Genomic DNA, 12,531 nt, shown 5'->3' on the forward strand with positions numbered 1-12,531 from the left:
CTACCGCCCCATCTCCCGGTTGATGAAGTTGAGCAGCTCGTCGTCGGAAGCGGACTCCAGCTGCCCCAGCACGCCGCCCTCCGCCGCAGCCGACGACGACTCCGTCTCCTCGCCCTGCCACTTCGCGAGGAACGCCTGGAGCCGCACCGCCACCCGCGTACGGGTGAGGGCATCGGGCTCCGAGGTGACCAGCGAGGCCTCCAGCTTGTCCAACTCGGTGAGCAGGGAGTCCCCGCTCGCCGCGCCGTCGCGGAAGATGTCCTGCCGCAGCAGACGGGCGGCCGCGATCGCGTTCGGGTAGTCGAATACGAAGCCCGCCGCCAGGCGCAGTCCCGTGGCCCGGGTGAGCCGATTGCGCAGCTCGACGGCCATCAGCGAGTCGAAGCCCATTTCGCGGAAGGCCCGGCCCGCCTCGATGTCGCCCACCGAGGCGTACCCGAGCACCGAGGCCGCCTGCTGGCGGATGAGCTCGACCAGCTCGGCCTCCTGCTCCGACTCCGGCAGAACGGCGAGGCGTTGCCGCAGCTCGTCGGAGACATCGGTGTTCTCCGCCTCGCTCTCGGCCGAGGCCGCCGCGATCCGGGCGACGTCCGGCAGGTCCGCCAGCAGCGGGCTCGGTCGCAGCGCGGTGAACGCGCGGGCGAAGGATCCCCAGTCCACGTGGGCGAGGGTCAGGACCGGAGACTCCTCGGCCACCGCCCGCGCCAGCGCGGTGAGCGCCTGTGCCGGCTCCAGGGCCAGCAGCCCGCGCCGCCGCATCTGCTCCTCACCGTTCCCGTCACCGGAGCCGACCGAGCCGACCGCTTCGACCGAGTCGACCGAGTCGGTCGGTTCGGACAGTACGGCCGTGTCGACGCCGGCCCACGGGCCCCATGCCACGGACGTGGCGACCAGGCCCCGGGCGCGCCGGAGCTGGGCCAGCCCGTCCAGATAGGCAGTACCCGCCGCGTAGGCCCCCTGCCCGCCACCGCCCCAGACACCGGCGATGGAGGAGAAGAGGACGAACGCATCGAGCGCGGTTTCCGCGAACACGGCGTCCAGAGCTGCCGCTCCTGCGACGCGGGCCCGCAGTGCCTCGGTCAGCTGCGCCGGGTCCGTGTCGGTGACCGGTGCGAAGTGGCTCGTGCCCGAGGTGTGGACCACGGCCCGGACCGGAGTGCCTTCGGCCGCCAGCTCGGAGGCCAGAGCGCTCAGTTGCGTACGGTCGGTCACGTCGACGGTCCGCACCACGGCCCGCTCGCCCAACTTCACGAGGACGTCCGGGTCGGGCGTGCCGCCGGCCGGAGTCAGCAGGACGACCCGCTCCACCGCAGTACCCGCCAGCCAGCCCGCGAGGTGCCCGGCGAGCGGCGTGGTGCCGTCGCCGATCAGTACCGTGCCGCGCGGGATCCACTCGCGGTCGCCGGCCGGAACCGACGCCGCCAGCAGCCGGCTCGCGAAGACGCCGGAAGAGCGGAGCGCGACCTGGTCCTCGCCCGGCGTGCCCGGCGTGCCCGAAAGCACCGCCACGGCCTGCTCCCAGGTCCGGGTGTCGAGGCTCTCGGGCAGGTCGATCAGGCCGCCCCAGCGCTTCGGGTGCTCCAGGGCCACGACCCGGCCCAGGCCCCAGACCTGCGTCTGGGCGGCGTTGCGCAGCGGATCGGAGGTCCCGGTCGAGACGGCACCCTGCGTCAGGCACCACAGCGGGGCCTCCACTCCGGCCTCGCCCAGCTTCTGGACGAGTCCGAGCGTGGCCGCCAAGCCGGGCGCGACCCCCTCGTCGAGGGTCTCGTCCTTCGCCAGCCCCAGCAGGGACAGCACCCCGGCCGCGTCGGCGTACGGGGACAGGTCGGTGGTGCCGGTGACGCGTACGACTTCGGCACCCGCTGCCTTCAGCCCGTGCTCGCACCACTCGACGACGGTGGTGCCGGACAGTGCCTCCGGCAGGGCCAGCAGCCAGCGGCCCGACAGCGTGCCTGCCTGGGGCTGCACGGGCTTCCAGGTGACGCGATAGCGCCACCCGTCGGCCACCGAACGCTGCTGCTGTCGGCTGTGCCAGGACGACAGCACCGGGAGCACTTCGCTGAGCGGACTGTCGGCCGTCAGTTCCCGACCGCCCACCAGCGCCGAAAGGTCCTCGCGCGCCACGGCCTCCCAGAAGGCCGAGTCCGCGACCGGAGCCTCACCGACGCCACCGGGGTGCCCGCCCGCCACCGGAGCCTTGGGCCAGAAGCGCTGCCGTTGGAAGGCGTAGGTGGGCAGGTCGACGCGCTGGGCGCCGGTGTTGGCGTAGTACGTCGTCCAGTCGATGCGGGTGCCTCGGACGTGGAGTTCGGCGAGGGCGGTGGTGAGCGCTTCGGTTTCGGTGCGGTTCTTGCGCAGGGCGGGTACGAAGTCGGCCTCGTCGTCGGTGACGCAGGACTGGCCCATGGCGGAGAGAACGCCACCGGGGCCGAGTTCCAGGTAGGTGGTGACGCCCTGGGTCTGCAACTGCCGTACGCCGTCGAGGAAGCGGACCGCCTGGCGGACGTGGTCCACCCAGTAATCGGCGCTCAGCAGCTCCGCGCCGGCGAGTTCGCCGGTCAGGTTGGAGACGATGGGGAGCTTCGGGGCGTGGAAGGTCAGGTTCTCGGCGATGGTCTTGAACTCGGCGAGCATGGGCTCCATGCGCGGCGAGTGGAACGCGTGGCTGACCCGCAGCCGCTTCGTCTTCGCGAAGCCGGATGCGATGGCGAGTACGGCGTCCTCGTCGCCGGAGATGACGACGGAGTCCGGACCGTTCAGGGCGGCGATCGAAACGCCGTCTGTGAGGAGCGGCAGGACCTCTGCCTCGGTGGCCTGGACGGCGACCATGGCTCCGCCGGTGGGCAGTGCCTGCATGAGGCGGCCCCGCGCCGCGACCAGCGCCGCCGCGTCCTCCAGGGACCAGACGCCCGCGACGTGCGCGGCGGCCAGCTCACCGATGGAGTGGCCGAGGAGGTAGTCCGGGGTGACGCCCCAGTGCTCCAGCAGGCGGAACAGCGCGACCTCAACAGCGAACAGTCCGGCCTGGGTGTAGACGGTCTGGTCGATCAGCTCCGACCCGCCGAACACGATGTTCTTGACCGGCTGGTCGAGATGCCTGTCCAGCTCGGCGCAGACCGCGTCGAACGCGTCCGCGAACACCGGGTACGCCTCGTACAGCTCACGGCCCATCCCGGCCCGCTGCGAGCCCTGACCCGAGAACAGGAAGCCGACCTGGCTGCCGGGGTGTGCCCGGCCGCCGATGGCGTCCGCCTCCATGCCCCTCTCCGCCAGCGCCTTGACGCCGTCGAGCAGTTCGGCCCGGTCGCTGCCGACGACGGCGGTCCGGTATTCGAGGGCGCTGCGGCTTGTGGCCAGCGAGTAGGCCACGTCCTGCGTGTCCAGGTCCGGCCGGCTCAGCAGCCTTGCGTGCAACTCCCGTGCCTGAGCGGCCATTGCCGACCGCGTCTTCGCGGACAGCACCCAAGGAACGACTGGCGCAGGCGTGTCCGTGCGGACGTCGGTCGGTGTGGGGTCTTGGGTCGGTGCTTCTTCGATGATGACGTGGGCGTTGGTGCCGCTGATGCCGAAGGAGGAGACGGCGGCGCGGCGGGGGTGTTGGTCGTGGTCCCAGGTGCGGGGTTGGGTGAGGAGTTCGACGGCTCCGGTGGTCCAGTCGACGTGGGTGGAGGGCTGGTCGACGTGGAGGGTGCGGGGCATGATGCCGTGCCGCATCGACATGATCATTTTGATGATGCCGGCGACTCCGGCGGCGGCCTGGGTGTGGCCGATGTTCGACTTGACCGAGCCGAGCCAGAGCGGCCGGTCCTTGGGCCGGTTCTGGCCGTAGGTGGCGAGGAGGGCCTGGGCCTCGATCGGGTCGCCGAGGGTGGTGCCGGTGCCGTGGGCCTCGACGACGTCGACGTCGCTGCCGGTCAGGCCGGCGCTGGTCAGGGCCTGGCGGATGACGCGTTGCTGGGCCGGTCCGTTGGGAGCGGTCAGGCCGTTGGAGGCGCCGTCCTGGTTGATCGCGGAGCCCCGGACGACGGCCAGGACCGGGTGTCCCTTGGCGCGGGCGTCGGACAGGCGCTCGACCAGGAGCATGCCCACGCCCTCGCCCCAGCCCGTGCCGTCCGCCGCTTCCGCGAACGCCTTGACCCGGCCGTCGGTGGCGAGTCCGCCCTGGCGGGAGAACTCGATGAACGCACCCGGTGTCGACATGACCGTCACACCGCCCGCGAGTGCCATCTCGCACTCACCCGACCGCAGTGCCTGCACCGCGAGGTGCAGGGCGACCAGCGAGGCCGAGCAGGCCGTGTCCACCGTCACGGCCGGTCCTTCCAGACCGAACGTGTACGAGATACGACCCGACACCACACTCGCCGCATTGCCGGTGCCGACATGTCCCTCGGCGCTGTCCGGGGACGCGAGCAGCAGACCGGTGTAGTCCTGGCCGTTCGTGCCGGTGAACACACCGGTACGGCTGCCACGAACCGACGCCGGATCGATCCCGGACCGCTCGAACGCCTCCCACGAGGTCTCCAGCAGCAGTCGCTGCTGCGGGTCCATCGCCAGGGCCTCGCGCGGCGAGATCCCGAAGAAGACCGGGTCGAACTCCCCGGCGTCGTGCAGGAATCCGCCCTGGTCGACGTACGACGCCGCTTCCCGCTCGCGGGACGGGTCGTAAAGCCGCTCCAGGTCCCAGCCACGGTCCACCGGGAACCCGGAGACCGCGTCGGCTCCGGACGCCAGCAGCTCCCACAGATCCTCCGGCGACCGCACGCCACCCGGGTATCGGCAGCTCATGCCGACGATCGCGATGGGGTCGTCCCCGTCGACGGGCCCGCCTGCGACTGCGGGGACGTTCGTGGTCTGTGCATCGGAGCCCAGCAGTTCGTCACGTACGTGCTCGGCCAGCACAGCCGGGCTCGGGTAGTCGAAGACGAGGGTCGCGGGCAGCGAGAGCCCCGTCTCGCCCGCCAGCGCGTTGCGGAACTCCACCGCCGTGAGCGAGTCGAAGCCCAGCTCCCGGAAGGTCGCCGTCTCTCCGATGGCACCGGCACCGTTGTGCCCCAGCACCACAGCGGCCTGCGCCCGGACGATTCCCAGCAGCAGTCGTAGCTGCTCGGCCCCGGTCAGGACGGCCAGCCGACCGCGCAGCGCCGATTCGGCGCCCGCCGACTTCGTAGCGGCCGCCGTCTCGGCGGGCTGCTGGTTCTCGGGCAGGTCGCCGAGCAGCGGGCTCGGTCGCAGCGCGGTGAAGGGCGGTACGAAGCGCGCCCAGTCCACGTCCGCGACCGTCACGCACGGCTCGTCCAGCGCCAGCGCCTGGCCGATCGCCGTCACGGCCGCATCCGGAGCCATGGCCGGCAGACCGCGTCGGCTCAGCTCCGCAGCCATCTCGTCGTCCGCCATGCCGCCTTCGGCCCAGGGGCCCCAGGCGATCGAGGTGGCGGCCTGGCCACGGGTCCGGCGTTCCTGGGCCAGGGCGTCGAGGTAGGCGTTGGCCGCGGCGTAGCCCGCCTGTCCACCGCTGCCCCAGACTCCCGCGATGGAGGAGAAGAGGACGAACGCGTCCAGTTCGGAGTCTGCGAAGACGGCGTCCAGGTTGGCCGCGCCGGTGACCTTCGCAAGCATCTGTCCGGCCAGTGCCTCAGCGTCGAGCTCGCTGATCGACCCGGCCGAGGCGATACCTGCGGCATGGACGACGGTACGGACCGGGGTTCCGTCGGTTTCGAGGGAACGGGCGAGGGTGGTGAGGGCGGTCAGGTCGGTCGCGTCGCAGGCGACGACGGTTGCTCCGGCTCCCAGCTCCTGTATTTCTGCGACGAGTTCGTTTGTGCCGGGGGTGTCGGGTCCTCTGCGGCTGGTGAGGACGAGGTGCTGGGCGCCGTTGGTGGCGGCCCAGCGGGCGACCCGGGCACCGAGGCCTCCGGTGCCGCCGGTGATCAGGACCGTGCCCCGTACCTTCCAGTCGCTGTGCGGGCCTGCGGCGGCCCGCACGACACGCCGCACGAAGGCACCTGAGGACCGGACGGCGACCTGGTCCTCGCTCCCGCCGTCGCCGTGGTCACTGGCGTTGGCCAGGATGGTGGCGGTGCGGTCGAACGCGCGGGCGTCCAGGGTCTCGGGCAGGTCGATCAGACCGCCCCAGCTCTTCGGGTGCTCCAGCGCCACGACCCGGCCCAGACCCCAGACCTGGGCCTGGGCGGGGCTGCGCAGCGGGTCGGCGGGACCGGTCGAGACGGCGCCCCGGGTCAGGCACCACAACGGCGCCTCCACTCCGGCCGAGACCAGGTTCTGGACCAGGTGCAGCGTGGAGGACAGACCCGGGGAAACACCTCGGTCGGGAGCACTGTCGTCGATGCCCAGGAGGGAGACGACACCGGCAACGTCGAGGTCGGAGGGCAGGCCGGTGCCGTCCGCGCGGACGACCTGCGCACCGGCCGCACGCAGACCGGACTCGCACCAGTCCACGACATCCATGACGTCCGCAGGACCCGATTGCGGTACGACGAGCAGCCACCGGCCCGACAGCATGCCTGCCTGCGGCTGTATGGGTTTCCAGGTGACGCGGTATCGCCATCCGTCGACCTCGGAACGCTGCTGCTGCCGGCGCCGCCAGGACGACAACGCGGGCAGAACCTCGCCCAGCGGAGCATCGGCCGACAGCTCCAGATCACCGGCCAGCCCGGACAGATCCGCCCGCTCAACAGCCTCCCAGAACTCCGCGTCGACCGGGTCGGCGGAGGTTTCGGGGGCCGCCTTGGGCGGCGCCGGCCAGTACCGCTCGTGCTGGAAGGCGTAGGTGGGCAGATCGACGCGCTGGGCGCCGGTGTTCGCGTAGTACGCGGCCCAGTCGACAGCGGTGCCCCGCACGTGGAGCTCGGCCACAGCAGCCATGAGCGCTTCGGCCTCGGCGCGGTCCTTGCGCAGCGCCGGTACGAAACCGGCGTCCTCCGTCACGCACGCCTGGCCCATCGCGGAGAGGACTCCGCCGGGCCCGAGCTCCAGGTACGTGGTCACGCCCTGGGTTTCGAGGTGACGGATGCCGTCGAGGAAGCGGACGGCCTGGCGGACGTGGTCCACCCAGTACTCGGCGCTCAGCAGCTCCTCACCCGCAACCTCACCGGTCAGATTGGAGACGATCGGCAGCTTCGGAGCGTGGAAGGTCAGGCCCTCGGCGACCGCCTTGAACTCGGCGAGCATGGGCTCCATGCGCGGCGAGTGGAACGCGTGGCTGACCCGCAGCCGCTTCGTCTTCGCGAAGCCCGACGCGATGGCGAGTACGGCGTCCTCGTCACCCGAGATGACGACAGCATCCGGACCGTTCACAGCGGCGATCGAGACGCCGTCGACCAGCAGCGGCAGGACTTCCGCCTCCGTGGCCTGGACGGCGACCATCGCGCCACCGGTCGGCAGCGCCTGCATCAGACGACCACGGGCGGCAACGAGCGCCGCCGCGTCCTCCAACGACCACACGCCCGCGACGTGCGCGGCGGCCAGCTCACCGATGGAGTGGCCGAGGAGGTAGTCCGGGGTGACGCCCCAGTGCTCCAGCAGCCGGAACAGCGCAACCTCAACAGCGAACAGTCCGGCCTGGGTGTAGACGGTCTGGTCGATCAGCTCCGACCCACCGAACACGATGTCCTTGACCGGCTGGTCCAGGTGCCGGTCGAGCTCCGCACACACCGCGTCGAACGCATCGGCAAACACTGGGTACGCCTCGTACAGCTCACGGCCCATCCCGGCCCGCTGCGAACCCTGACCCGAGAACAGGAACGCCGAACGACCCGTGACCGTCTGGCCCTTCACAACGCCCGCGGCCGTCGTTCCAGCAGCCACCGCCCGCAGCAACGCCTCACGGTCCTCACCGACCACCACCGCACGGTGCTCGAACGCCGTACGCGTCACGGCCAGCGAGTAACCCACATCCAGCGCCGAGGCAGTGCCCACCAGGCCGAGCAGCCGCTCCGCCTGACCCGCCAGTGCCTCCTCCGACCGGGCCGACAGCACCCACGGCACCACCGGCAGCGCCGAGGCAGCCGCCTCGTTCAGCTCCCGGATCGCGAGGTCCGTCCCGCAGCCGACCGCGCGCTTGCGCAGCGCCGCCACGGCGGTGGTCAGCTGTTCCAGGGCAGGGCCGTTCTTGCGGAGTACCGACACGGTCAGTGCCGTGCTCTCGCCGAGGCATGCCCGGCCGAGAGCGGTGAGCACACTGTCCGGGCCGAGTTCCACGAACTGCTCTGTGCCCAGCTCGCGGAGCGCGTGCATGCCGTCGAGGAAGCGGACGGCCTGGCGGACGTGGTCCACCCAGTAGCCGGCCGTCAGCAGTTCCTCGCCGGCGAGTTCGCCGGTGAGGTTGGAGACGATCGGGATCTGCGGTGCGTGGAAGGTCAGGTTCTCCGCGACTGCCTTGAACTCGGCGAGCATCGGCTCCATGCGTGGCGAGTGGAAGGCATGGCTGACCCGCAGTCGCGCCGACCGGTCGAACCGGGCGGCCACCGCCAGTACCGCGTCCTCGTCGCCCGAGACGACGACCGACGACGGGCCGTTGACGGCCGCGATCGAGACACCCTCGGTCAGCAGCGGCAGGACGTCCGCCTCGGCCGCCTTGAGCGCGACCATGGCGCCGCCGGCGGGGAGGGCCTGCATGAGGCGGCCCCGGGCGGCGACAAGTGCGGCGGCGTCCTCCAGGGACCAGACGCCCGCGACGTGCGCGGCGGTCAGTTCGCCGATGGAGTGGCCGAGGAGGTAGTCGGGGGTGATGCCCCAGTGCTCGACCAGGCGGAACAGTGCCACCTCGACGGCGAACAGGCCCGCCTGTGTGAACACCGTCCGGTCCAGCAGCTCGGAGTCGCCGAAGACGACCTCCTTCACCGGGCGGTTCAGGTGTCTGTCGAGCTCCGCGCAGACCGCGTCGAACGCCTCGGCGAACACCGGGAACGCCTCGTACAGTTCACGCCCCATGCCGACGCGCTGCGAACCCTGGCCGGAGAACAGGAACGCGGTCCGTCCAGCGGCATCTTCCGGTTCTGTCGGCGCTGACAGGGGCAGCAGGCCGCCCTGGTCGTAGCCGTCGGGCGACTCCTCCACGATGACGTGTGCGTTCGTGCCGCTGATGCCGAACGACGACACACCGGCACGGCGCGGCTCGTCCCCCGCAGGCCAGGCGACCGGCTCGGTGAGGAGTTCCACCGCGCCCGCCGACCAGTCCACCTGTGTGGACGGCTCGTCGACGTTGAGCGTCTGCGGGAGCATGCCGTGGCGCATGGCCATGACCATCTTGATGATGCCCGCGACACCGGCGGCAGCCTGCGTGTGACCGATGTTCGACTTGACCGACCCCAGAAGCAGCGGCTTGTCGGCCGGACGCTCCTGGCCGTACGTGGCCAGTAGGGCCTGCGCCTCGATCGGGTCGCCCAGCTTCGTACCCGTTCCGTGTGCCTCGACCACGTCGATCTGGCCGGCGGACAGGCCCGCACTGGCCAGCGCCCGGCGGATGACGCGCTGCTGCGAGGGGCCGCTCGGGGCGGTAAGACCGTTCGACGCACCGTCCTGGTTCACGGCCGAACCGCGGACCACCGCGAGGACGCGGTGGCCGTTGCGGCGGGCGTCGGACAGCCGCTCCAGGAGCAGCACGCCCACACCCTCGGACCAGGCGGTGCCGTCGGCGGAGTCCGCGAACGCCTTCACCCGGCCGTTGGGAGCCAGGCCCCGCTGCTTGCTGAACTCGATGAAGCTGCCGGGCGTCGCCATCACGGTCGCGCCACCGGCAAGTGCCATCGAGCACTCGCCCGAGCGCAGCGCCTGAGCGGCCAGGTGCAGGGCGACCAGCGAGGACGAGCAGGCCGTGTCGACGGTGACCGCCGGCCCCTCCAGGCCCAGGGTGTACGAGACACGCCCCGAGACGACACTGCCGGCGGACCCGGTGGTGAGGAAACCCTCGACACCCTCCGGGACCTCGACCAACTGGGCGACGTAGTCGTGGTACATGAGACCTGCGTACACGCCGGTCTGGCTGCCTCGCAGAGCGGTCGGGTCGATGCCCGCGTGCTCGATGGCCTCCCAGGAGGCTTCGAGCAGCAGCCGCTGCTGGGGGTCCATCGCGAGGGCTTCGCGCGGCGAGATCCCGAAGAACACCGGGTCGAACTCGGCCGCCGTGTGCAGGAAGCCGCCCTCCGTGGCGTACGACGTACCGGTGCGGTCGTCACCCTGCTCGAAGAGGCGCCCGACGTCCCAGCCGCGGTCCGTCGGCAGCGGGGAGATGGCGTCGCCGCCGGAACCCACCAGCTGCCACAGGTCCTCGGGGCCGGTCACGCCGCCGGGGTAGCGGCAGCTCATGCCGACGATGACGACCGGGTCGTCGCTGTCGACGGCGACCGGAGCCGAGGCCGTGTCCTGCTGCGCCCGCACACCGCCCGTGCTCTCCGTGGCGATGTGCTCGGCGAGGACGGTGGCGGAGGGGTAGTCGAAGACGAGGGTGGCGGGCAGGCGGAGGCCGGTGACCTTGCCGAGGCGGTTGCGGAGTTCGACGGCGGTGAGGGAGTCGAAGCCCAGCTCGGTGAAGGCACGGTCGGCGGGAACCGCGTCGCCCGACGCGTGGCCGAGGACGGCCGCGACCTCGCTCCGTACGACATCCAGCACCAGCCGGATCCGGTCCTGCTCACCGAGGGCCAGCAGCCGCTGGGCGAAGTCGGCGGACTGCCCGGCACCCGCTCGAGCGGTCCGCCGGTTCGTCGTGCGGACCAGGCCGCGCAGCAGATACGGGACGACCGGCGCCGAACGGAATGCCTCCAGATCCAGCTTGACCGGTACGAGAGTCGCCGAGTCGGAGCGCAGCGCGGCGTCGAAGAGTGTCAGCCCCTCCTCGGGCGAGAAGGGCGTGATGCCGCTGCGGCTCATCCGCTCCGCATCGGCCGCGTCGAGGCGTCCTGCCATGCCGCCTTCGGCCCAGGGTCCCCAGGCGAGGGAGGTGGCGGGCAGTCCCTGGGCGTGGCGGTGCTGGGCGAGTGCGTCGAGGAAGGCGTTTCCGGCGGCGTAGTTGGCCTGACCGGGCCCGCCGAATGTGCCCGAGGCGGAGGAGAACAGGACGAAGAAGGAGAGGTCGAGGTGGGCGGTGAGTTGGTGGAGGTGCCAGGCGGCGTCGACTTTGGGGCGTAGGACGGTGGTGAGTCGTTGGGGGGTGAGGGTTTGGAGGGTGGCGTCGTCGAGGGTGCCGGCGGTGTGGATGATGCCGGTGAGGTGGTCGTTTTGGGTGATTTCGTTGATGAGGGTGGTGAGGGCGTTGCGGTCGGTGGTGTCGCAGGTGACCCAGCGGGCGGTGGCGCCGAGGTTGTGGAGTTCGGTGATGAGTTGGGGGCCGTTGGGGCCGCCGTTGGGGCGGCGGGCGGCGAGTACGAGGTTGTGTGCGCCGTGTGTTTGGACGAGGTGGCGGGCGATGAGGGTGCCGAGGGCGCCGTTTGCTCCGGTGATGAGGATGGTGCCGTTTGTGTTGAGTGGTGTGGGTTCGGTGGGTGTGGGTGTGGGGGTTTGGGTGAGGCGGGGGATGTGGGGGGTGTTGTTGGTGGTGAGGGCGATTTGGGGTTCGTTGAGGGTGGTGAGGGTGGTGAGGGTGTGGTGGTCGGGGGTGGGTGTGTTGGTGGGGGTGTCGATGAGGGTGATGCGGTCGGGGTGTTCGGCTTGGGCGGAGCGGATGAGGCCCCAGGTGGTGGCTGCGGTGAGGTCGGTGAGGTCGGTGATGGGGGTGGCGCCGTGGGTGAGGACGATGAGGTGGGTGGTGTCGGGGTGGTCCTCGTCGAGCCAGGTCTGCAGGTGGGTGAGGGTGTCGGTGACCCGGGTGTGGACGTCGGTGATCTGGTCGATGTCGGCGTCGGGGCCGGGGATCTCCAGGACTTCGAACTCCCCGGCCGGTGCGGTGTCCGGCACTGCCGGGGCCGGGACCCATTCGAGGTGGAAGAGCGAGTCGGTGTGGGTGTGGGGGGTTGCTCCGTCGATTTGTTCGGCGGTGACGGGGCGGAGGGTGAGTGCGTCGATGTGTCCGACGGGGGTTCCGGTGCCGTCGGCGAGGTCGAGGGTGATGGTGGCGTTCTGGTGGTGGGTGATGCGGACGCGCAGGACGGGGGAGCCGATGGCGGTGAGGGTTACGCCGGTCCAGGCGAAGGGGAGTCCGGGGCCGTCGAGTCCGGTGGGTCCGCCGGTGGCTGCGATGGCGTGGAGGGTGGCGTCGAGGAGTGCGGGGTGGAGGCCGAAGCGGTTTGCTTCGTCCCAGAGGTCCTGGTCGAGGGCGACCTCGGCGTAGATCTCGTTGTCGCGTTGCCAGACGGTGCGCAGGCCCTGGAAGACGGGGCCGTAGCCGAATCCGGCGGCGGCCATGTTCTCGTACAGGCCGTCGGTCTCGACGAGGACCGCGTCGCGCGGCGGCCATTCGGTGAGGGGGGTGGCGGGGGTGGCGGGTTCGGTGGAGAGGGAGCCTGTGGCGTGCAGGGTCCAGGCGTTGGTCTCGGTGCTGGAGTGGATGGTGACCGAGCGGTGGTTGTCGGCTTCGGC

The 12,531-nt window shown here is 71.3% G+C and carries 1 protein-coding gene (only partly in view); it reads right to left on the bottom strand.

From position 1 onward, the window contains the following. A protein-coding gene (locus OG842_RS40610; RefSeq protein ID WP_443064095.1) for a type I polyketide synthase crosses the window boundary here: on the bottom strand, nt 1-12,531 show its 3' portion. Its footprint extends 17,109 nt past the window's final position; the window shows 12,531 of its 29,640 coding nt (coding positions 17,110-29,640); its start codon lies beyond the right edge, outside the window — the gene reads right to left on this strand; the stop codon is at nt 1-3.

Origin of the sequence: Streptomyces sp. NBC_00376, from assembly GCF_036077095.1 — a bacterium.
Classification (GTDB): domain Bacteria; phylum Actinomycetota; class Actinomycetes; order Streptomycetales; family Streptomycetaceae; genus Streptomyces.